This window comes from Polynucleobacter sp. (genome assembly GCF_044342855.1).
GTDB lineage: Bacteria > Pseudomonadota > Gammaproteobacteria > Burkholderiales > Burkholderiaceae > Polynucleobacter.
The window spans coordinates 39431-61926 of sequence record NZ_JBIIPA010000005.1; the positions used below are offsets into that span (position 1 = coordinate 39431).

Genomic DNA, 22496 nt, shown 5'->3' on the forward strand with positions numbered 1-22496 from the left:
GCATGACTGAGCAGCGCAAATCAGCTTTAGCAGTTGCCTCTCTTTGGGTGTGGTTTATCCCTCTTCTACCACTTGGTCTAGCAATTGCCATTTACTTTGGTGAACTACAAACTCCGACGTTTTTATTCATCAATCGCCACACCCAGATTCTGCCCGACACCTTATGGACTTGGCTCACCTTCGTGGGTAATGGCTGGGGAATCTTTGCTCTGTGCTTTCCGCTTTTAGTACTAGCACCTAGATTGCTGAGCGCCGGTCTTTTGGCATCTCTAATTGGCGGCGCGATTAGTCAGATTATCAAACCCTTTTTAGCCTTCCCTCGTCCCGCTGGAGTACTAGCCTTAGAAGATTTTTATCGCATCGGCGAGCCTTTATTGCATAGGGCGATGCCATCAGGGCACACACTGACTGCTTTTGCAGTAGTTTCTGGAATCTACTTTGCTAGCGATCGAGAAAAAAGAAGCTCTTTATGGTGGACCTTCATCATTGCAAGCTTTGCCGGCATCTCTCGCAATGCCCTTGGTGCTCACTGGCTTACCGATGTTTTAGCTGGTTCCGCCATTGGAGTTTGGTCTGGCATGCTTGGGGCAATATTGGCCGAATTAATTCCAGATGCGCAACTAGCACCCAATAAGATTGGGTCTCGCTTGCTTGCTCTCGGCGGCCTTGCGACGATCTATGTACTTCTGACCCAAACTCTAGACTCAGAGCTCAATCAATCTTTGCAATATGCCTGTGCGGTATTAATTAGCATCACCCTGGCTTTATTTGTTAAAGCACAAAAAACTAGAGGCATATAAAGATGTTTAGTTATCGCCATGCTTTTCATGCTGGCAGTCACGCCGATATTCTGAAGCATCTTGTGATGATTCATTTAGTCGAATACCTGCAAGAAAAACCAGGCGCCCTCACAATTGTTGATACGCATGCGGGCGCTGGTATTTACAGCCTAATAGATGGCTTTGCTACGGTTAGCAAAGAAGCGGATCAAGGTATTTATCGCTTAGCTAAATTTGCAGAGGCCAATCCCATCAGCCCGGGTATTGCCAATTATCTCGAGTACATTCACGCCGAGAATGCCGCAGATGAAATCACCATCTATCCCGGATCCCCATTTATTTTGGCGCGATTACTAAGATCGCAAGACCGTTTGAAACTCTTTGAGCTACATCCCAAAGAGATTGATATTTTGCGCCACAATATTGGTGAGCTAAAGCAATCAAAACAAATCGATATCTATGCAGAAGATAGCTTTACAAGATTAAAAGGATTGATGCCACCACCTAGTAGGCGTGGGCTTGTTTTAATTGATCCTTCTTATGAAGATAAGCAAGACTACCGTTATCTTGAAACTGCGATGGAGGAAGCTCTGCACCGCTTCGCTACTGGTTGTTATCCAATTTGGTACCCATGCCTCTCTAGAAGAGAGTCAGCATCCCTACCTGATCACATGAAAAAGATTGCTGCAACTCATAATCGCTCTTGGTTGCAGGTTGAGTTGCGGGTTGAGAATGCCCCTAAGGAACGCCGTCTTCAGGCTAGCGGCATGTTCATCATCAATCCACCTTGGACGCTGGAAAAGCAATTAGCCGAAAGCTTGCCTATTCTTGTCAAAGCGCTTGGCCAAGACAGTGGCGCCCGGTTTGTACTAAAGAATTTTGAGGTTTAATCCAAGACCTGGATCATGACTTCATTGCGACGCATGAAGGGCAATGTCCAAGGTGGGTTGTAGCGTGCAAACTGGGGCTCGCCGACTGGCTTTAAATTCTTGATCTTGATCCAATCGCGTAGTGCCTGGGTTTTTTCCTGAACCCTCTCTTCGCTATAGAAACCAGAAAAAGTAATCACCGCCCTTTTTTCTGCAGGCACTTCTCTTATTTTGACTTGCGGATTTAATGGCTTTGGCAAGCTAGCTAAGGTGTACTCTGCAGGCATCACAAACGATACCGTCCATTGGTTGCCCGCATTCTCTGAAGACTTGCTACTCTCGATCCCTACGGGAGCAGTCATGGCAATCTTGGCACTCTTATTTTGATCGGTAGCTTCAATCCCAACAGGTGCAGTCATGGAGATCTTTTCGGATACCTGATTTTTCCCAAAGATATACGCTGCAATCAAGCGAAAGCCTTGATTAGAGGCAGCATCTAAGCCCCCATCCACCTTTACTTCTGCAACTATGAGAGGAGTATAGGCACGTAATTCAAATGGCTCGGCTTTCTCTAAGAGGACATACTTCGGTTCTTCTGCTGCCATTGCAGCGCTCGCAATCAATATGCAGGTTAGAAATACTAAAACTCGCATGGAGAAATCCTTCATAATGGTTTACTACCACTGAGACTGAATACTAAATCCCGATTCATCATATTGAATGTTCGCCTGCGCACATACCGGCAGCGTCAGTTTCTCAGCTTGGTGACCAAATGGCAATCCGGTTAATAAGGGGATGTTGCCAGGAAGACGTTTACTGACGGCCTCAATAGCACTTTCTAAGGTGTAACCGCGATCATTGCCATAAAGACGATAGGCTGAAAATCCACCCAAAAGAATGGCACTTTGATTTTTCAATATCCCAACATCCAGCAATTGCATGAGCATGCGCTCGATTCGATAGGGATGCTCATTGACATCCTCTAGAAACAGAATTCCGCCATGGATTTGTTCCTTTGTTGGGAAGTATGGCGTGCCAACTAGTCCCGCTAGCACAGTGAGGTTTCCGCCCCAGAGCATTCCCGATGCTTTACCTGCGGCAGACTTACTTAAGAAGGGCTGCGTTGCCTGAATAGTGCAATCTAATTTGCGCTCGTTGATGGCTTGTTGAAAATGTGCCCACATAAATGCATTGGGAGTAACGTTTTTACTTTGATCACCCTGACATGCAAAATCAAAATTGAGCATGGGGCCAGCTAAAGTTACTGCACCAGTCTTTGCCAATAAACCCATCTGAAAGACTGTGAAATCACTATGCCCACAAATCTGTAGACCATTCTGAATCGCCTTAGAAATAGCGCTCCACTGAATATCCAGGAGTAAGCGATGCAATCCATAGCCACCACGCATAGCAACAACAGCAATCTCGGGTGGGAGTTTAGCGATTTGATTAATTTCAGCCAATCGCACAGCGTCGGAACCGGCAAAACGTTGTTCAACTCGGTTTACGCATTCTGTATTGAGAACTTCAATACCCTGTTTCTGAAGCCACTCGATTCCAGCCAATGGGCTACTAGCATCTAAGCTCGCTCCTGAAGGAGCAATCAAATGAATTTTCTTCAACGCCGTTCCTTAAAAAAATCACGCAGTACCTGACCGCACTCTTCGCCCATGATGCCACCCTCAACCTGAGTCTGGTGATTAATCTGTTTTTCTGAGAATACATTGAGCACGCTACCGGCGGCGCCTGTTTTAGGGTCAGCTGCACCAAACACTACGCGCTCCACCCTTGCATGCAGCATTGCTCCAGCACACATAGTGCAAGGCTCTAATGTGACATACAGAGTGGTGCCTGGTAGGCGGTAATTGGATTCGCCATGAGCTGCAGCACGCAATGCCATCATTTCAGCATGGGCGCTAGGATCGCTATTGGTAATTGGCTGGTTAAAACCAGTTGAAATAATTTGACCATCTCGAACTAATACAGCGCCCACAGGCACCTCACCAGCAGCGGCAGCAAGCTTAGCTTGACTCAAAGCTTGCTGCATAAATTGGCGATCAAGCTCTGCTTGCATATTACTTCTTAGGAATGTGAAACGTCAGCCCAACAATTGGGTGTTTCATAAAGACGAATAGATGCGAGCTTGAGTCGGCCATCAAAGGCTTTTTCAAAAATAGGCTGCAACACTCTAAAGGCTGCGCTAGCTAAGTTCTCAACAGTCGGAACATGCTCCATCACTACCGTCTTGTGATTCGGAATAGAGTTTAAATACTCAACTAATCCAGCATCTTCTTTGGCTACCAAAAACGCATGGTCCCAAGGCTCCACTACATATTGATTGGTGAGGCGCTTGATATCTCCAAAATCTAAGACCATGCCATCGTCTGCCTTACCAGGATGATCCGCGATCACACCAGTTAGCGTGACTTCAATCGCATAGCGATGGCCATGCAAATGACGGCACTGTCCATCATGGTTAGGAATACGATGGCCTGAGTCAAATTCCAGGCGGCGGGTAATTGAAATGGCTTCTTGCTTGGTGGTCATGATTGCTTTTCTAAATACTTAAATATTGCTTCGTAATACTACTACCGAATACCGATCATTTTATGGGCCTGAACACTCAAACGCCATAAAGGCCGCTTTTGACATAGGCGAACGGCTAATGCGAGATTTTCTTGAAGGTCTGGGCCGTCCATAGCCTGCAAGAAGCGATTGCGGTAATCCATCTTCTCAAATCTGGCCAATAAGGCCTCTAAGGAGTTATGGCCTGCTTGGGGAATCACCAACTTAATCTCATCGGCCTGAAGCACAATCAGATCGGAACCAGCCTTAGGGCTGACACATACCCAGTCAACACCCTTGGGAACTTTAATCGTCCCGTTAGTCTCGATAGCAATAGCGAAGCCTTTAGCATGCAAAGCTTCGATTAAAGCAGTATCGAGTTGCAACAATGGTTCGCCACCAGTGAAAACAACATAGCGCTGCTGAGGCCCAGCAGAGGTGCTATTCCAAACCTCCTCTATGGTGTCAGCTAATAGTGAAGCAGTTTCAAACTTGCCACCACCAGCACCATCAGTACCAACAAAGTCAGTATCGCAAAATTGACATACTGCAGTAGCGCGATCTTCTTCCCGGCCACTCCACAGATTGCAACCAGCAAAGCGACAAAACACGGCCGCACGACCAGCGTGGGCGCCCTCACCTTGGAGAGTTGGAAAGAGTTCTTTTACGGTATACATAGCCATGTCGTGATTTTAAGCGGTTTGCTTACTTCCAGGACGCAAGCTCCCATTCTAGGTGGTCTTCCCACAGGGCGTCATTCCAAAACATGCCGGCCCATAAATAACGTCCGTAACCTCGCCGAATAACCCAACGACCAATTTCCGGGGAAAACCAAACGTCCTCCTGACGGTAGTTGGCCACACGAGAAAAGTCATTACTTGTAAAGAAAGGTGCTTCGTTTTGATACTTCAAGACCGGAAATTGACCGGCAGGCGCACTGATGCCCTCCCACCCTAAAGCAGCTATGTTTAAACCCCAGTAATAGTCGTTGTCAGGATAGTCAACCACTTGATAGCGATCGCGATAGAAACCAGACCATCCAGGGACAAGTTGCTCAGGCCACAAGGGGATTGGCTGCAAAAATTTTTGAGGAGGGTTCCAGTGTGGATCCTGCAAGACATAACCCCAGGGTTGCTGAATTTCATCGGGAAGTTGACCTGCCTTTAGTCCGCTTCGCTCAATCCGAATCTGAGGTCCAACGGATACCACCTTCTCCGTAACAACATCTACCAATTCTTGGTTAAATACATTACGAACGTTGTAGACCCACTGCTGCCCTACTTGTGGCGCCCTCACCTTTGGGGGATTGATAGGTTGCGGAAGTGGTGTTGAAGCCGGATAAGGCTGTGATGAGATACAGGCTACCAATACTGCTGGCGACAACAGCAAAAGAAATCTGCGTAAGGTACTTATTTGTAAGAGCTGAGTTGCCATTGGTAGCTACCCTCTAAAATTGCTACCCCAATTTGCCCCTGAATTTGATAAGAACCAGAAGCTTCACGAGCAACCCAGCGACCAATTTGCGGAGCAAACCAAGCTGTTTCTTTACGAATGCACTCAACTTTGTTGGGATCTTCGCTCTCGTAATTAATCAGAGTCTGAAAGCGCAGTGCCACGAATTCTCCAGCAGGAACCGTAATTTTTTCCCAGCCCTGAACACTCATATACTCCTGCCAATTCATTCTTAAATCTGAATAGCCCGCAATACTGTATTTAGTGTTGAATTACTTAGCCCAAGTAGTGGATAGTTGCTCAGGCCAAAGTGGCAGAGATGGACTGAAGTTGAGTAAACGTGACCACTGCGTATCTGTAGAAACCATTCCCCATGAAGTCTGGATCTCACTAGGCAAGCGAGCGCCGTCAGCAGTCATGCGATCAATCACAATGTTTGAGCCAATATTAGAAACGCGCTCAGTAATCACATCCAAAGTTTTGCCGTCAAAGATATTTTTCTTGATGTAGGTCCACTCTTGACCAATTTGTGGAGGACGAACCACAGGCAGTGGTTTTGGCTGGGCAACCGGAATGCCATGCTCGTAGGAAAGGCCGCCACAAGCTACCGGAGCTAAAGCGGCTGATGCAATGAAGGTGCGGCGACTTAGATTCATATTGCTACCCATAGTGAATTGATGAAGCAAGTTAGATTGCTCAAGTTTATACATGCCTCAATACTTTGGCTATTTTATTCCGCCCTACCGAGGTTTTTGGAATACCTTGAATATCGAACCACTTGTGGGCATCCTCCTCAAAGCCAACACCATGCATAAAGTTGTAAATTGCCTTCTTAAGACCAACGCCGAGTAGATCGTGATCCACTCCGGTAGGGTCGATGAAGGCAACGTCATTCTTAGCAAAACTGATGGGGGGTAATGGCACAAGTTCAATTCCATAGGCTGCTGGATCAAGTCCTACGGGAGAATGTGCAGTGCAAGTAAATCGATGAAAGAAACCACTCTGGATGCAGCCGTTTTCAAAGAGCTGACGAACATACTCTAGGGAGTCGACAGTCTCTTGAAGAGTTTGCGTTGGGAAACCGTACATGAGATAGGCATGCACCAAGATGCCGGCATCCGAGAACCCTTTTGTCACTTGGGCCACCTGCTCAACTGAAACACCCTTTTTCATCAGATCAAGAAGTCTGTCAGAGGCTACTTCTAGGCCGCCGGACATTGCAATGCAACCGCTTTGCGCCAACAACTCGCATAACTCAGGGGTGAATGTCTTTTCAAAGCGAATATTGCCCCACCAAGAAATTACTACCTTGCGACGTATTAATTCCTCAGCAAGGGCTTTTAGGATTTTGGGTGGCGCTGCCTCATCTACAAAATGAAATCCGGTCTGACCAGTCTCGGCAACGATTGCTTCGATGCGATTAACCAATAGGCTGGCTGAAGCAGTTTCATAACGAGAGATGTAATCCAAGCTGACATCGCAGAAACTACACTTTTTCCAATAGCAACCGTGAGCAACGGTAAGCTTATTCCAACGCCCATCGCTCCATAGGCGATGCATCGGATTAAGCATATCCAGCAAAGATAAATAGGAGTTGAGCGGCAAGCCATCCCAGGTGGCTATTCCGACTTCCTCAAATGGAATATCCGGCTCTTGCCAATTAATGTAACGAACCTCATTACTATCATTCCGGATAAAGCTACGCACCAATCTTTCTGAGGAGCGCTTGCCATTCAAATGCTCAAGCAGAGCAAGTAATGGTCTCTCACCCGAGTCTAGGGTGATGTAGTCTACAAAATCAAATATGCGTGGATCGGTGAGCTCACGTAACTCAGTATTGACGTAGCCGCCACCAAGACCAATCTTGATATTGGGGTAATGTTGCTTGATGGTTTGGGCAATTCGTAATGCGGCGTACATTGCCCCGGGGAATGGCACTGAGAGCAACACCAAGCTAGGCTGATGCTTTTCGATGGAAGACTTTGTTAGCCCCTGTAAATGCAAATCCATTAATGTGGGAATTGCTGCCAAGGCATCCGCTAAGGGTGTGAAGGTAGGCTGACTGCCTGCCAAGGATTCTGCGTAGCGAACAAACTCAAAGCGCTCATCTACTGCATCACGCAAGACATCGGATAGATCATTGAGATACAGGGTAGCTAAATGACGCGCCCGATCCTGAGAGCCCAGCGCGCCAAATGCCCATGCCAATGAGTCAGCGCCTTCTTCTTCATCGTAAGAATCCAAGGATGTGAAACGTGGTCCTTCAGGTAGCAAAGTACGGCTATTGATGCGATGAGCGAGGGTGCTATCACGTCCTTGTAAAAATGCAATCGCCAAGGCGATGGTGCTTTGATAGTCTGAAAAATAATCTAGAAAGAAGTTGACGCTAACACTGCGATTTTCTTCGGGGAGCTTTAATGCGTGCTCTTGAATCTCCAGCAAACCCTGCGGAGTAAAGAAGCCCAGGACCAAGGCCAGCGCCAAATCCTCTTGAACAGCATCAAAACCACGTGAGCGTAGAAAGCCAGTGAGGTAGGCCGTTGATGGATACGGCGTATTAAGTTGCGTCATCGGCGGAATGAGGCTCAGAATCTTCATGCCACTTGCGCCCGTTTATCGCCAAGGGATTCCAGCAATTCCAATTCCTCAGTAGTAAAGCCAGCTTGTTCACGGGCATCCAAATTAAACGGCCCTCTCAAGGTGGGCGCACGGTACTTCTCGGCCAGCTCTCGATAAGTCGTAATTGGAGATAAGCCGTCATTAGCGCACAAGAAATTAAACCAGCGATTGCCAACAATCACATGTCCAATCTCATCATGGAGAATGATTTCTAAAATCTCTACGGCGCGATCATCCTTGATTTGCTTAAACCGATCCCGAATCTCCGGAACCGCATCAAGACCTCTAGCCTCCATTGTTCTTGGGACTAATGCCATACGCGCAATCACTGAATCAGTTGTTCTCTCAACCATCTCCCACAAACTATTGTGTGCCGGGAAATCACCATAACTAAATCCAAAGGACTGTAAATGGGCGTTGATCAAGCTGAAGTGGTATGACTCCTCTTTAGCAACCCTAAGCCAGTCTTCGTAATACGCCTTAGGCATATTTGGAAAACGCCAAATTGCATCTAAAGCGAGGTTCATGGCATTAAATTCAATATGGGCTAAGGAATGCCAAAGAATGGCTCTACCCTCAACCGTATCCATTTTTCTTTTGGGAACAAACTTCGGCGCCACTAACTCTGGTTTAGCGGGTCGCCCAGGGAGGCAATTATTTTGACCATCAAGGTTGCCAGCAAGATTTACATCAATGCGCCCGGCTTGATACTCATCGAACAAGTTAGCTAACTGGCTAACCTTGGATTGCACATCGGTATTTGCCAGTATTGCGAGGGAGGTTTCTCGTAACTCAAGCATGGTCATGGGTAAAGGCGAACTTAAGTCGCCTATTCCCACTCGATAGTTGCTGGAGGTTTTCCGCTAATGTCGTAGACCACGCGATTGATGCCACGAACTTCATTAATGATGCGATTGGATACCTTGCCTAGTAAATCATGGGGCAAGTGAGCCCAATGTGCAGTCATAAAGTCTTGCGTTTGAACTGCTCTTAGAGCAACAACATATTCATAGGTTCTTCCATCGCCCATAACGCCTACAGATTTCACTGGCAAGAACACTGCAAAGGCTTGACTAGTGAGGTCATACCAAGATTTTTGACTGGCTTCATCAATCGTATTGCGCAACTCTTCAATAAAGATCGCATCAGCACGTTGCAAAAGACTTGCAAACTCATCCTTGACTTCACCCAAGATGCGAACTCCAAGACCAGGGCCTGGGAATGGATGGCGATACACCATCTCGCGTGGCAAACCTAAGGCTACGCCGAGTTCGCGCACTTCATCTTTAAATAATTCACGTAATGGCTCAAGCAACTTGAGGTGCATATCTTCAGGCAAGCCACCCACATTGTGATGACTCTTAATCGTATGCGCGCCCTTTTTACCCTTACCGGCAGACTCAATGACGTCTGGATAAATAGTTCCTTGAGCAAGCCACTTGGCATTTTCAATCTTGCCAGACTCAGCTTGGAAGATCTCAACAAATTCTTTACCAATAATTTTGCGCTTGGCTTCTGGGTCAGCAACGCCAGCAAGCTCAGACATAAACTTTGCTTTGGCATCCACTCGAATGACTTTGACGCCGAGGTTGCGGGCAAACATTTCCATCACCATGTCGCCTTCGTTCAAACGAAGCAACCCATGATCAACAAATACGCAGGTGAGTTGCTCGCCAATCGCGCGATGGATTAATGCGGCCGCTACGCTAGAGTCAACGCCGCCGGATAAACCAAGAATGACCTCTTCATCACCAACTTGCTTACGAATATGCCCAACCGCTTCGCTAATGTAGTCGCCCATTACCCAGTCTGGCTTGCATTTACAGATCTCATGCACAAAGCGAGCTAAGATGGCCTCACCTTGCAAGGTGTGAGTTACTTCAGGGTGAAATTGGAATGCATAGAAGCAGCGATCTTCGTCAGCCATGCCGGCAATTGGACAAGAATCCGTTGAAGCCATTAACTTAAATGCGGGTGGCAAAGTCGTTACGGAGTCGCCGTGACTCATCCATACTTTCAGGATGCCGTGGCCTTCACTGGTAGAAAAATCCTGGATGCCTTTCAGCAAATTAGTATGGCCATGGGCACGCACTTCAGAGTAGCCAAACTCACGAGCTTTACCCAAGGATTCAGCAGAAGCAACAGCTCCGCCAAGTTGGGTTGCCATGGTTTGCATGCCATAGCAAATACCCAAAACAGGAACACCTAATTCAAAAACGATTTGTGGCGCGCGAGGACTTCCCTCTTCGGTAACGGAGCTCGGTCCACCGGAAAGAATGATTCCCTTACCACCCTGCTCTTGAATGAATTTTCGAATGAACTCTGGATCGCAATCGTAGGGATGGATTTCAGAGTAGACGCGGGCATCACGCACGCGTCTAGCAATTAATTGGGTGACTTGTGAACCAAAGTCGAGAATCAGTATTTTGTCGTGCACGAAAGGATTGCCTTAATTTCAGTCTACTTTTACTTCTTAGTCAATATGGTAATTCGGGGCTTCCTTAGTGATCTTCACATCATGAACGTGTGACTCGCGCACACCAGCTGAAGTGATTTCCACAAAATTCGCTTTCTCATGAAGTTCATCAATCGTCTTGCATCCAAGATAGCCCATTGAAGAACGAATACCACCAGTCAGTTGATGCAAGATGGCAAGGACGCTACCTTTGTAAGGTACCTGACCTTCAATACCTTCGGGCACAAGCTTCTCTGCATTTGCAGCACTGATATCACTCTGGAAATAACGATCAGCAGAACCATCCGCCATCGCGCCCAAAGAACCCATACCGCGATAGCTCTTATATGAACGACCTTGATATAAGAACACTTCACCTGGAGCTTCTTCAGTACCAGCAAACATACCGCCCATCATGACGGAGCTTGCGCCAGCAGCCAAAGCTTTAGCAACGTCACCGGAGTAACGTACGCCGCCGTCAGCAATTAATGGAATACCTGTGCCTTTAAGTGCGGCAGCTACATTCACAATCGCACTAATTTGAGGAACGCCTACACCCGCAACAATTCGGGTTGTACAAATGGAGCCAGGGCCAATACCGACTTTCACACCGTCAGCGCCATGGTCAGCCAGTGCTCTGGCAGCATCACCAGTAGCAATGTTGCCGCCAATAACCTGAACTTGTGGATAGTTTTTCTTAACCCACTTCACACGATCTAATACGCCTTGACTATGGCCATGAGCGGTATCCACTACAATCACATCGACGCCAGCGCGGACTAGAAGCTCAATGCGCTCATCGTTATCGGGGCCTACACCAACGGCAGCACCAACGCGCAACTTACCTTCGCTATCTTTACAAGCATTTGGATGCTCGGTAGCTTTCAAAATATCTTTAACGGTGATTAAGCCGCGCAATTCAAACTTGTCGTTAACAACCAGCACACGCTCCAAGCGATGCTGACTCATCAAACGCTTTGCCTCCTCTAGGGAGCAACCCTCTTTAACTGTAATCAAGCGCTCACGCGGAGTCATTTTTGTTTTCACTGGCGCATCCAAGTCTTCTTCAAAGCGCAAGTCGCGGTTGGTAATAATGCCCACCACTTCTTTGCCAGTAAGAACTGGGAAACCAGAAAAGCCATGCTCACGGGAAAGTTGAATAACTTGACGTAGCGTGACATCGGGACCAACCGTAATAGGGTCCCGCAAAATACCGGACTCGTAACGTTTGACCTTGGCTACTTCCCTAGACTGCTCGGCAGGCTTGAGATTTTTATGAACAATACCAATGCCACCTTCACTGGCCATGGCAATTGCCAGTCGGCCTTCAGTGACGGTATCCATAGCTGCAGACACCAACGGCGTGTTTAGTGAAATATCTCGAGTTAACTTACTTGCCAAGCTGGCATCTCGAGGGAGTACCGAAGAATAAGCCGGTACGAGGAGCACATCGTCAAAAGTGAGTGCTTTTTGAATGAGTCGCATGCAAAACCCCTAGTCGCAAAAACCGATTATAGCCTCCTAGCCTTTCTTTTAGCTGCGGCAGCCTGGAATTTGGCATCTTGGTTCTGGTTGGCCTTCTTGCGGCGGACGGCTTTAGGGTCCACAAGGAGTGGTGAATAGAGCTCCAGACGATCACCCTCATAAATAGGGCTATCCCAGTCCTTGCGCTTGCCAAAGACGCCAAAACAGCCTTTTCTGGCCAAGACGGGATCATCGGAGCCCTGAGCGATTCCGGCTTTAACCAGGGCTAGGCCCACTGTTGGAGCTTCGGATGCTGATAAATGGAGTGTGAAGGGGTTTAATTTGGGCTCACCTAAGCGGGCATCACAAATCAGAATCTCCATAGACTGATTAGCCATAGAGGTCTTCGGCTCGCTTTACGAAGCAATCTACAAAGGTGCCAGCGATATGGCCAAATACCGGGCCAATGATCTTATCCAGGATGACACTCTTAAACTCCCAATGGAGCTTGAACTCCACCTTGCAGGCATCTTCCTTGAGGGGAATGAAGTTCCACTGCCCAGAAAAATGCTTAAATGGCCCATCCACAAAGACCATGTCAATGGTTTCAGGGCGGTGATTGATGTTTCGGGTATGAAAGTACTGATTAATACCCTTGAAGTGAATATTGATTTTGGCATCCAAAACAGTCTCGGTTTGCTCAAAAATTTCCACCCCACCACACCAGGGCAGGAACTCGGGGTAGCGCGCAACGTCGGTTACCAAGCCATACATGCGGTCGGCTGATTGGCCAATTAAAACGGTCTTGTGGACGTCTGCCATAATCGATCTTGAGAAGCTAAATAAATATGAGTATCGTCGATAACAAAAAAGCCTTCTTCGATTATTTTGTCGAGGAACGGTTCGAGGCAGGACTGGTTCTGGAAGGCTGGGAAGTAAAAGCCATTCGAGCTGGTCGAGTCCACGTCAAAGAAGCGTATGTCGTCATCCGTCAGGCGGAGCTATTCCTGATCGGTTGTCACATCACCCCACTGCTATCAGCTTCTACCCATATCGTTCCCGACAGTACCCGCACCCGCAAACTTCTCCTCAACGCGACTGAAATTAAAAAGCTCATCGGCAAAGTTGAGCAAAAGGGCTACACCCTCGTTCCATTGAATCTGCACTTCTCCAAAGGTAATGTGAAATGCGAGATTGGGTTAGCCCGAGGCAAGAAGCAGCACGATAAGCGTGCGGCCACTAAAGAGCGTGAATGGGAAGTTCAAAAGGGTCGAATTGCTCGAGGTGACCTCAACGCGTAATTTGCACCAATTAAGTGCATCACACTAGATTTAGAATAAGCAATTCCAGTCCAAAGCAAAAGACCTAGATACATGTGATCTAGGTCTTTTTTATTTCCTGCCAACAATTGGCAAATGAGAGTTACGCCTCTTTCTTGCCCAGCATTTCCCAAGTAGCAACTACGCTATCTGGATTAAGGGAGATTGAAGTAATACCCTTGGCAACCAACCAACGAGCAAAGTCTGGGTGATCTGAAGGGCCTTGACCACAAATACCAACGTATTTGTTTTGCTTGCGGCAAGCCTCAATAGAGCGGGCAATCATGAACTCAACCGCAGGGTCGCGTTCATCAAAGTCAATAGCCAACAATTCCATACCGGAGTCACGATCTAGACCTAGTGTTAACTGAGTCATATCATTTGAGCCGATTGAGAATCCATCAAAATGCTCAAGGAATTGGTCAGCCAAAATTGCATTGGAGGGGATCTCGCACATCATGATCAGACGCAAGCCATTGACGCCACGCTTGAGACCAAAATTCGCCATCATATCGATCACGCGCTCAGCTTGTTTGATGGTGCGAACAAACGGAACCATGATCTCAACGTTGTCCAAGCCCATATCTTCACGAACACGCTTCATCGCAGCGCACTCTAAGGCAAAGGCTTCGCCGAAATCCGCTGATACGTAGCGGGATGCGCCACGGAAACCGAGCATTGGATTCTCTTCATCCGGCTCATAACGTGAACCACCGATGAGCTTCTTGTATTCGTTTGACTTAAAGTCAGACAAACGAACGATTACTGGTTTTGGATAGAAAGCAGCCGCAATCGTTGCCACACCCTCAACCAATTTATCTTCGTAGAATTGACGTGGGCTTGCATAACCGCGAGCAACGCTTTCTACAGCACGTTTGAGATCAGGATCAATGTTTGGGTACTCCAGCACAGCACGTGGATGCACGCCAATGTAGTTATTGATAATGAACTCGAGACGAGCCAAGCCGACACCAGCATTGGGGATTTGACAGAAATCAAATGCCAACTGAGGATTACCAATATTCATGGTGATCTTCACTGGTATCTCTGGCAATACGCCACGAGAAACTTCAGTCGCTTCAGTCTCAATCAAGCCATCATAAATATGGCCTTCATCGCCTTCTGCGCAAGATACAGTAACCATCATGCCGTCTTGCAAATGCTCAGTTGCATCGCCGCAACCAACCACCGCAGGAACGCCCAACTCTCGGGCAATAATGGCTGCATGGCAAGTACGTCCACCACGATTAGTCACAATCGCAGAAGCGCGCTTCATTACTGGCTCCCAGTTAGGGTCAGTCATATCAGCAACTAATACGTCGCCTGGCTGTACCCGATCCATCTCGCTTGGGTCACGAATTACACGAACTGGGCCTGCACCAATCTTTTGACCAATCGCACGACCTTTAGCAAGAACCTTAGACGTGCCCTTGAGCTTGTAACGCATTTCCACTTGGCCAGCAGCTTGGCTCTTTACTGTCTCTGGACGTGCTTGCAGGATATAAATACGGCCATCTTGACCATCTTTACCCCACTCGATATCCATTGGACGACCGTAGTGCTTCTCAATAATGACGGCATACTTTGCTAATTCAGTAATGTCTGCATCTTCCAATGAAAAACGATTACGTTTCTCTGGAACCACATCCACTGTCATTACTTTTTCAGCAGAACCTGCTGGGGCGAATTGCATCTGGATCAACTTGGAGCCCAAGGAGCGACGAATAATCGCTTTCTTATCTTGGGCCAAAGTTGTTTTGAATACATAGAACTCATCTGGGTTCACGGCACCCTGCACTACTGTCTCGCCCAAGCCGTAGCTAGATGTGATGAACACCACATCTTCAAATCCAGACTCTGTGTCTAAAGTAAACATTACGCCAGCTGCACCAAGATCAGAGCGAACCATGCGCTGGATACCAGCAGATAAAGCTACTTCAGCATGGGCGAAACCCTTATGAACGCGGTAAGAAATCGCACGGTCGTTATACAAAGAAGCAAAAACTTCACGAATCTTCTTCAGAACATCATCAATACCCTCAACGTTCAAGAAGGTTTCTTGTTGTCCGGCAAATGAAGCATCAGGCAAATCTTCCGCGGTTGCAGAAGAGCGCACTGCAAAAGCACCTTTGCCAGAGTCGTCTAATTTTTTAAACGCTGTACGAATTTCTTCATCAAGGCGCGCTTGAAATGGCGCAGTTTCAATCCAGCTGCGAATCTCTTTACCGGCTTCAGCCAGAGCACGCACATCATCAATATTGAGATTCTCCAAACGCTTCTGAATGCGTTCGGTCAAATTGTTGTGCTCTAAGAAATCACGAAACGCTAGTGAAGTAGTTGCAAACCCCGTCGGTACACGAACACCCGTGGAAGACAACTGAGAAATCATTTCACCCAATGAGGCATTTTTACCGCCGACTGACTCAACATCAGTCATTCGGAGTTGCTCAAAAGGCAAAACATAGGCATTTGCTACATCGTTACTTTGTTGCTGTTGGTTAGACATAAAATACTCTCTAAAGATAAGGAAACTGGTCGAGCGGCCGAATAAAATACGGCATACTTCATTAACTACATATTGTAGTGCTGACCACGACTTTTAGGCCAATCCCATGTCTACCCAAACCCGCATTGTTTTTATAGTTTCTGATGGCACCGGAATTACCGCTGAGAACTTCAGCCAGTCGATTTTGGCCCAATTTGAGGCCACTTTTAAGCACATTCGGGTACCTTTTGTGGATAGCCCTGAAAAAGCCCATGACGCTGTTTCTAGCATCAATCAGGCAGCCTCTAAGTATGAGGTTCAACCGATTGTTTTCACCACCTTGGTGAATCCAGAGCTCAATAAGATTGTCGGCAAGGCTAACGGCTTGATTCTGGATATGTTCCAGACTTTCGTGGCCCCTTTAGAGCAAGCGCTAGGCGTCAAATCGACCCATGCCATGAACCGCCTTCATCACAATGCCGATACTGAAGCCTATAAAAACCGTATTGAGGCTATCAACTATTCCCTGGCCCACGATGATGGGCAGTCCAACCGTAATTTGGCGGAAGCCGATGTCATTCTGGTTGGAATATCTCGGGTGGGTAAAACGCCAACTAGCCTGTATTTGGCAATGCAATATGGCATGAAGGCCGCAAACTACCCCCTCATTCCAGAGGACTTTGAACGTGGGCAGTTGCCAAAGGATCTTATTCCCTACCGTAATAAGATTTTTGGCCTCATGATCGATGCCGAGCGACTATCGGAGATTCGTAATGAGCGACGCCCTGGCAGCAACTATGCCAAGCTAGAAAATTGCCGCTACGAAATTAATGAAGCCACCGCGATGATGAAAAAAGAATCTATTCCTTGGGTAGCAACAACGAGTAAATCGATTGAGGAGATTGCTACTACCGTATTGCAATCCATTAAATCAGATAAAACAATCTTAGGTTAGATTTTTAGCTTCTGCGAACACGCACAGTTTCAAATAGGCAGATTGCCGCTGCTGTAGAAACATTCAGGGATTCAACTCTAGGATCAATTGGAATGGATACGCCATTAGCTTGAGCCATCAGATCCTCTGAAACGCCCTGCCCTTCGCTTCCCATTACCCAAGCAACTGGATGCATTAATACCTTGGGCATATTAAAGAGATCTAGCTCACCATCAGCGGTAGCAGCCAGTAAAGGCGCTGTTACAGCACTAAGTACTTGTGAGGTTGACCAACCTTCGTAAAGATCAAGCAGGCGATGAGCACCCATACCAGCTCGTAATACCTTGCTTGACCACAAGTGAGCGCAACCAGTTAAGGCAATGACCTGAGTAAATCCGGCTGCGGCAGCGGTACGCAAGATAGAACCTACATTACCTGCATCCTGAATACGATCCAAAATAATTACATCCCCAGAAATCGTCGCAACCGACTTTTGTGGGTTTAGGGCAGACTCAGGAAGATCAAGCAATCCCGCAATTTGCGGAGCATTCACCAAATCCGATAGCAAATCCCAAAGGCCTTTATCCAATTGATAAACCCGAGTCTCAGGGCAAATTTCTACATGATCGTAAACGGCCTGGGCGATCTCTGGATTTTGTAAACCCAATTCAGAGGTAATCAAGGTCTTGAGCGCTGGATTGCCAACCCAAGTTTGCACTAAATGAATGCCCTCCAGCAAAGCCTGACCACATGCAAATCTCGCCTTTTGGCCTTTAGGACCAGTGGCTTGTAATTGACGAATTTCTTTAAACAAGGAATTGTCTTTTGAGCTGATAAATTCCATTTTCATAATTGTGATTATCGGCTATGCAGAGCTAAGACATTACGAACTGGTGAAAAGCTCCGACGATGTTGATCGCAGGCGCCAAATTCCTTTAAGGCAGCAAAATGCGCTTCGGTTGGATACCCCATGTGTTGAGCAAATCCATACTGGGGATGCAAGTCATGCAAGGCCATCATTTGACGATCGCGTGTGACTTTAGCCAAGATCGATGCCGCTGAAATCGCAGGTTCTTTGGTATCACCCTTGACAATAGCTTCTGCAGAAATCGGGAGCTCAGGACAGCGATTTCCATCAATTAAAGCTTTGTCTGGCCAGCCGCCCAAACGTGTGGTGAGATCTTCAATCGCTCGGCGCATTGCTAACATCGTTGCCTGCAAAATATTGATCTCATCAATCTCAACTGGACTAGCTTCGCCAATACCCCAGGCTTTTGCCTTGAGCTGAATTTGCTCAAATAGAAACTCGCGTCTGGCAGCGGATAACTTCTTAGAATCTTTTAAACTGGCAATAGGGTTTTCAGGATCGAGAACGACGGCAGCAGCAACCACTGCTCCCGCTAATGGGCCACGCCCTGCCTCATCAACACCACATACCCAAATCATGCTCACACAGTAGTCCGATTTTTAGTAGCAGCAATGGTTTGTGCGACAGCTTGAGCAACCAACAAACCTGTTGGTCTACGCAAGGTTTCATGCATTGCTGCAAAGCGAGTTTTTAGTTGATCAACTTTGGCGGGATTATTCAACCAAACCAATAAGGCATCAGCTAATTTGCTTGGAGTCGCATCATCCTGAAGGAGTTCGGGGACAACAAACTCACTGCACAAAATATTAGGAAGTCCGACATAAGGCAGATATCCCTGCCGCTTCATAATCTGCGCCGTCAGCCAGGGCACCTTATAAGAAATCGCCATGGGCTTTTTCCATAGTGCCGCCTGCAATGTTGCGGTGCCACTGGCAATTAACACAACATCAGCGGCTTCTAGGACCGCATCCGCCTCACCATCGATTAAATAAATATTCAGGCCTGGATTCTTCTCTAGCGTATTTTTTAGTAAAGCCTCAAGCGGTGCTCGCAAGCGTGGGGTTGCCACCGGGATCACAAAATGGATTGACTGTCCCGGCATGCGCTTCACAAGCTCAGCCATCGTTTCAAAAAAGACTGGTGCAATCAGTTCAATTTCTGAACCACGACTGCCTGGTAGAACAGAGACAATAATTCCACTCAGAGTATTGGGCTTCAGGCTTAAGACTTTTTCTATTGTTTGCTTGGCGATTGCTGGATTTGGCTCAAGTGGAATCTCGCTAGCTAGCGGATGTCCAACATAAGTCGCGCTAATACCAGCACGCTCATAGATCTCAGTTTCAAAAGGGAAGATACAGAGCATCCGTTCAACTGCTTGCTTAATTTTGGTAATACGCCCTGCTCGCCATGCCCAAATAGATGGAGAAACAAAATGCAAAGTTGGAATGCCAGCCTTACGCAAAGCCAACTCAACCCCTAAATTGAAATCCGGGGCATCAATACCCAAATAAACATCAGGACGATCTTCGCCCGTGAGATTGGCAATCAGCTCTCTTCTGAGTTTCAGAATGGCAGGCAGCTGCTTGATGGCCTCAACATAACCACGAACACTGAGCGATTCCATTGGCCAATCTGAGCGCAGACCTTCTGCCTGCATACGTGGACCACCAATACCGTAGACCTCCAACTTGGAGGTATCGGGAATCTGCTTTAGCGCACTGAGTACTGGTGCCGCCAGCAAGTCACCCGAAGGCTCTCCGGCAACACAAGCAAGTTTGGACACTCGATTTACTCTATCGAATAATGCCGCGCGTGGAGGCGGCAATAAAATCATGGAACTCGGTCAGCTTTTCTGCAGTAGCGGCATCTGAGGTGCTAGCGAGTGCCATCTTATGGATCTCTACCTTAGCCTCTTCAAAACTGAGGCTATCTTTATAAAGAACTTTATATGCCTGACGTAATGCAGAAATCGTTTCACTTGAGAAACCGCGGCGCTTTAGACCTTCCACATTAATTCCGTGTGGAGAGGCCTTATCTCCAGCTGCAATCACAAATGGAGGAATGTCTTGCACCAATGCAGAGGCACCACCCAGCATGGCATGTTGGCCAATGCGAACAAACTGATGAACGCCCGACATGCCACCCATAATCGCCCAGTCACTCACCTTCACATGACCAGCAATTTGCGCATTACTAGAGAAAATAGTGTGGTTACCGATTTGGCAATCATGCGCAATGTGCACATAAGCCATGATCCAGTTGTCATTACCGATCCGGGTAATGCCCTCATCCTGAGATGTACCAGTATGAATAGTGGTGAACTCACGAATCGTATTGCGGTCGCCAATAATCAGTTGAGTAGGCTCTCCGCGGTATTTCATATCCTGGGGAGCTCCACCAATAGCGGCAAAGTGCGCAAAAGTATTTTCTTTACCGATCGTAGTGTAACCCTCGATGACAGTATGAGAACCGATCTTGCTGCCAGCGCCAATTTTGACGTTTGGTCCTATAACAGAATATGGACCAACCTCTACGTCGCTAGCGAGCTCAGCTTTGCCATCAACTACAGCAGATGCATGAATCCGAGTCATTACGGACCTTTCGTACGAACAGCACAAGTAATATTAGCTTCTGCAGCCAATTCGCCGTCTACAGTAGCCTGCACCTGAAATTTATAGATGCCAGCACGCTCACGCTCTAACTTGGCCGTCATAATCAATTGATCACCAGGCAATACCGGCTTCTTAAAGCGAGCACCATCAATACCGGCAAAGTAGTAAATCGCATTCTCTTCACGAACTTCTGAGAAAGTCAGTAATGCGGCAGTCTGAGCCAGCGCCTCAATAATTAAGACGCCAGGCATTACTGGAAAATCCGGAAAGTGCCCCTGAAAGAATGGCTCGTTCATGGTGACATTCTTTAAAGCAGTAATACTTTGACGAGGCTCAATCTCTAATACCCGATCAACCAATAAAAATGGGTAACGGTGTGGCAATAACTTTAAGATTTGATTGATGTCGATGGCGATAGGTTTACTCATGTATTTACCTGCTGAATAAAGTTTCTAATTTTTTAATGTGATGGTGATTTATTTAGATTTTTCTAATAATCGTAGGCGCTGGCGTATTTTATCGAGGCCACGCAAAATAGCAGCGTTTTTCTCCCAAGCACCATGGAGCATTGACGGATAAACACCCGTGTAGTGCTGGCCTGGTTCGGTGATGGAGCGAATAATCGAAGTATTTCCAGATACGGTAGTTCTGTCAGCAATACTGAGGTGGCCCGCAAAGTTAGCGGCGCCGCCAATAATGCAGAAGTTTCCAATCTTGGTACTTCCCGAGATCGCAGCACAACCAGCAATCACACAGCAATTACCAACTACTACGTTGTGAGCAATTTGTACTTGATTATCAATCTTAGTTCCATTGCCTATGATGGTGTCACTCATTGCGCCACGATCAATTGTGGTTGACGCGCCAATTTCCACATCATTACCAATCACTACGGCGCCAGTCTGAGGGATCTTGACCCACTCGGCCCCAGTGGCTGAAAAGTCTGGGGCAAAACCAAAACCATCAGCACCAATCACGGTGCCGCTATAAATAATGCACCGGTCACCAATCTTAGTTTCGGAGTAAATAGACACGTTGGAGTAAATCAAGGTGTCACTGCCAATAGTGGAATTTCTGGCAACAGAAGTATTACCCAATAAAGTAACGCGCTCCCCTAGTTTCACACCAGGGCCAATTTGCACAAAAGGTCCAATATGACATGAAGCTGGAATACTGGCGGTTGGGTCTATTGCCGCGCTTGAATGTACGCCGGGAGAATAAATGGGCGCAGATGCTTTAGCAAAGTGTTGAGCCATTCTGGCAAAAGTAACGTAGGGATTTTTAGAAACAAAATACACGCGCTGCGCAGAATTTGCACTCGGATTTGCCTGAAGAAAATCTAGATCTGCTTGGTTAACAATCAATCCACCAGCAGCACTATCACTAGCCTGTTGGCGATATAGCGGATTAGAAAGAAAGGAGATCTGGCTTGACTGAGCCCGCTCGAGTGGAGCGAGGCCCTGAAGTGCGAGGGAGCCACCCCCCACCAAGCTTACTTGAAACTGTTCGGCCAGCTCGATGGCGGTGGGCATAAAACTTACTTGAGACTATTTAAAGCCTTGATGACATCATCAGTTACGTCAACCTTAGGATTTGCATAGGCTGGATCTTGAATAATGACATCAATTTTTCTTTGGTCAGCAATTTGCTTGAGCGCTTGATTTGCTTTTTCAGCAATCTTGGCACGCTCTTCAAAGTTGCGCTGATTCAGGTCTTCAGTGTATTCGCGTTGCTTGCGTTGTAGTTCACGATCTTGATCTGACAGCTCACGCTGACGACGCACACGATCTGCTTCTGACATGACAGCTGAATCACGGTCTAGCTTTTCAGCGGCAGACTTAATTTTTTGGGCGCTGTCACGAATTTCGTTCTGACGCTTCATGAATTCATTTTGCAATTTGGTTTGGCTTGCTTTGGCCATATTGGATTCATTGAATACTTTTTCAACGTTCACAGCTGCAACCCGAGTTCCAGCATCTTGCGCGAATGCCTGAGGCAAAGCGATTAGTGAAGAAACAGCAATTAAGCTGCATTGAATCCATTTGGAAGATTGACAAAGCTTCATAAAAATTTCC

General features: G+C 47.1%; 26 protein-coding genes. 4 read left to right on the top strand and 22 right to left on the bottom strand.

What is annotated here, in order from left to right:
* The first annotated feature begins 2 nt into the window (after positions 1-2).
* The gene (locus tag ACIQZ3_RS03060; RefSeq protein ID WP_397390224.1) at positions 3-800 is read left to right on the top strand and encodes a phosphatase PAP2 family protein; all 798 of its coding nucleotides are present in this window, start codon (positions 3-5) and stop codon (positions 798-800) included.
* Between the two features lie 2 nt (positions 801-802).
* Entirely contained in the window at positions 803-1669 is an 867-nt protein-coding gene (locus ACIQZ3_RS03065; protein WP_397390226.1) for a 23S rRNA (adenine(2030)-N(6))-methyltransferase RlmJ, read from the top strand.
* Here ACIQZ3_RS03065 and ACIQZ3_RS03070 read toward each other — a convergent pair.
* From ACIQZ3_RS03070 to ACIQZ3_RS03135, 14 genes are read right to left on the bottom strand one after another with little or no spacing between them, the layout of a single operon-like run.
* A complete protein-coding gene (locus ACIQZ3_RS03070) occupies positions 1666-2301 on the bottom strand; it encodes an SOUL family heme-binding protein (RefSeq protein WP_397390228.1) in 636 nt (211 codons plus the stop codon). The genes ACIQZ3_RS03065 and ACIQZ3_RS03070 overlap by 4 nt on opposite strands.
* Before the next feature lie 24 nt (positions 2302-2325).
* Positions 2326-3270, bottom strand: coding sequence for an LD-carboxypeptidase (locus ACIQZ3_RS03075; protein ID WP_397390230.1), 945 nt, complete (start codon positions 3268-3270; stop codon positions 2326-2328).
* A complete protein-coding gene (gene tadA / locus ACIQZ3_RS03080) occupies positions 3267-3722 on the bottom strand; it encodes a tRNA adenosine(34) deaminase TadA (protein ID WP_397390232.1) in 456 nt (151 codons plus the stop codon). Before tadA ends, ACIQZ3_RS03075 begins: the two co-directional genes overlap by 4 nt.
* An 8-nt stretch (positions 3723-3730) precedes the next feature.
* Complete coding sequence (gene queD / locus ACIQZ3_RS03085; protein WP_397390234.1) at positions 3731-4195, bottom strand: 6-carboxytetrahydropterin synthase QueD; 465 nt, start codon at positions 4193-4195, stop codon at positions 3731-3733.
* Positions 4196-4236: 41 nt separating this feature from the next.
* The gene (gene queE / locus ACIQZ3_RS03090) at positions 4237-4890 is read right to left on the bottom strand and encodes a 7-carboxy-7-deazaguanine synthase (RefSeq protein ID WP_397390323.1); all 654 of its coding nucleotides are present in this window, start codon (positions 4888-4890) and stop codon (positions 4237-4239) included.
* Between the two features lie 28 nt (positions 4891-4918).
* Positions 4919-5647, bottom strand: a complete 729-nt coding sequence (locus ACIQZ3_RS03095; protein WP_397390236.1) for a hypothetical protein — start codon at positions 5645-5647, stop codon at positions 4919-4921.
* Positions 5623-5895 carry a hypothetical protein gene (locus ACIQZ3_RS03100; RefSeq protein ID WP_397390238.1) on the bottom strand — a complete coding sequence of 91 codons (273 nt, stop codon included), beginning with the start codon at positions 5893-5895 and terminating at the stop codon, positions 5623-5625. The genes ACIQZ3_RS03095 and ACIQZ3_RS03100 overlap by 25 nt, the downstream gene beginning before the upstream one ends.
* Positions 5896-5937: 42 nt before the next feature.
* On the bottom strand, positions 5938-6321 hold the full coding sequence (locus tag ACIQZ3_RS03105; protein ID WP_397390240.1) for a hypothetical protein: 384 nt from the start codon (positions 6319-6321) through the stop codon (positions 5938-5940).
* Between the two features lie 46 nt (positions 6322-6367).
* Positions 6368-8263, bottom strand: a complete 1896-nt coding sequence (locus tag ACIQZ3_RS03110; protein WP_397390242.1) for a B12-binding domain-containing radical SAM protein — start codon at positions 8261-8263, stop codon at positions 6368-6370.
* Positions 8260-9084, bottom strand: coding sequence for a ferritin-like domain-containing protein (locus tag ACIQZ3_RS03115; RefSeq protein WP_397390244.1), 825 nt, complete (start codon positions 9082-9084; stop codon positions 8260-8262). Before ACIQZ3_RS03115 ends, ACIQZ3_RS03110 begins: the two co-directional genes overlap by 4 nt.
* A gap of 29 nt (positions 9085-9113) precedes the next feature.
* Positions 9114-10721, bottom strand: coding sequence for a glutamine-hydrolyzing GMP synthase (gene guaA, locus ACIQZ3_RS03120; protein ID WP_397390246.1), 1608 nt, complete (start codon positions 10719-10721; stop codon positions 9114-9116).
* A 36-nt stretch (positions 10722-10757) separates the two neighbouring features.
* Complete coding sequence (gene guaB, locus ACIQZ3_RS03125; protein ID WP_397390249.1) at positions 10758-12224, bottom strand: IMP dehydrogenase; 1467 nt, start codon at positions 12222-12224, stop codon at positions 10758-10760.
* 26 nt (positions 12225-12250) lie between these two features.
* Complete coding sequence (locus ACIQZ3_RS03130; RefSeq protein WP_397390251.1) at positions 12251-12601, bottom strand: RnfH family protein; 351 nt, start codon at positions 12599-12601, stop codon at positions 12251-12253.
* Complete coding sequence (locus tag ACIQZ3_RS03135) at positions 12594-13025, bottom strand: type II toxin-antitoxin system RatA family toxin (RefSeq protein WP_397390253.1); 432 nt, start codon at positions 13023-13025, stop codon at positions 12594-12596. Before ACIQZ3_RS03135 ends, ACIQZ3_RS03130 begins: the two co-directional genes overlap by 8 nt.
* 26 nt (positions 13026-13051) lie before the next feature.
* Here ACIQZ3_RS03135 and smpB point away from each other — a divergent pair, with 26 nt between their 5' ends.
* The gene (gene smpB / locus ACIQZ3_RS03140) at positions 13052-13504 is read left to right on the top strand and encodes an SsrA-binding protein SmpB (protein ID WP_397390255.1); all 453 of its coding nucleotides are present in this window, start codon (positions 13052-13054) and stop codon (positions 13502-13504) included.
* Positions 13505-13625: 121 nt separating this feature from the next.
* Here smpB and ppsA read toward each other — a convergent pair whose 3' ends face one another.
* A complete protein-coding gene (ppsA, locus tag ACIQZ3_RS03145; RefSeq protein ID WP_397390257.1) occupies positions 13626-16028 on the bottom strand; it encodes a phosphoenolpyruvate synthase in 2403 nt (800 codons plus the stop codon).
* 106 nt (positions 16029-16134) lie between these two features.
* On the opposite strand from ppsA, the gene ACIQZ3_RS03150 reads away from it, so the two are divergent.
* Positions 16135-16962: a pyruvate, water dikinase regulatory protein gene (locus tag ACIQZ3_RS03150; RefSeq protein WP_216180612.1), complete on the top strand. Its 828-nt coding sequence runs from the start codon at positions 16135-16137 to the stop codon at positions 16960-16962.
* 4 nt (positions 16963-16966) lie between these two features.
* On the opposite strand, the gene ACIQZ3_RS03155 is transcribed toward ACIQZ3_RS03150, so the two are convergent.
* The 7 genes from ACIQZ3_RS03155 to ACIQZ3_RS03185 are packed head-to-tail and all read right to left on the bottom strand — an operon-like array spanning position 16967 to position 22486.
* The gene (locus tag ACIQZ3_RS03155; RefSeq protein ID WP_397390259.1) at positions 16967-17791 is read right to left on the bottom strand and encodes a TrmH family RNA methyltransferase; all 825 of its coding nucleotides are present in this window, start codon (positions 17789-17791) and stop codon (positions 16967-16969) included.
* A gap of 8 nt (positions 17792-17799) precedes the next feature.
* A complete protein-coding gene (gene rnhB / locus ACIQZ3_RS03160; RefSeq protein WP_397390261.1) occupies positions 17800-18393 on the bottom strand; it encodes a ribonuclease HII in 594 nt (197 codons plus the stop codon).
* Entirely contained in the window at positions 18390-19643 is a 1254-nt protein-coding gene (gene lpxB / locus ACIQZ3_RS03165) for a lipid-A-disaccharide synthase (protein ID WP_397390263.1), read from the bottom strand. The genes rnhB and lpxB overlap by 4 nt, the downstream gene beginning before the upstream one ends.
* Positions 19603-20400, bottom strand: a complete 798-nt coding sequence (gene lpxA / locus ACIQZ3_RS03170) for an acyl-ACP--UDP-N-acetylglucosamine O-acyltransferase (protein ID WP_397390264.1) — start codon at positions 20398-20400, stop codon at positions 19603-19605. The genes lpxB and lpxA overlap by 41 nt, the downstream gene beginning before the upstream one ends.
* Positions 20400-20849 (bottom strand): 3-hydroxyacyl-ACP dehydratase FabZ, encoded by a 450-nt coding sequence (fabZ, locus tag ACIQZ3_RS03175; protein ID WP_397390266.1) that lies wholly within the window; start codon positions 20847-20849, stop codon positions 20400-20402. Before fabZ ends, lpxA begins: the two co-directional genes overlap by 1 nt.
* Before the next feature lie 48 nt (positions 20850-20897).
* Positions 20898-21953 carry a UDP-3-O-(3-hydroxymyristoyl)glucosamine N-acyltransferase gene (gene lpxD / locus ACIQZ3_RS03180; RefSeq protein WP_397390268.1) on the bottom strand — a complete coding sequence of 352 codons (1056 nt, stop codon included), beginning with the start codon at positions 21951-21953 and terminating at the stop codon, positions 20898-20900.
* Positions 21954-21958: 5 nt separating this feature from the next.
* The gene (locus ACIQZ3_RS03185) at positions 21959-22486 is read right to left on the bottom strand and encodes an OmpH family outer membrane protein (protein WP_397390270.1); all 528 of its coding nucleotides are present in this window, start codon (positions 22484-22486) and stop codon (positions 21959-21961) included.
* Positions 22487-22496: the final 10 nt, after the last annotated feature.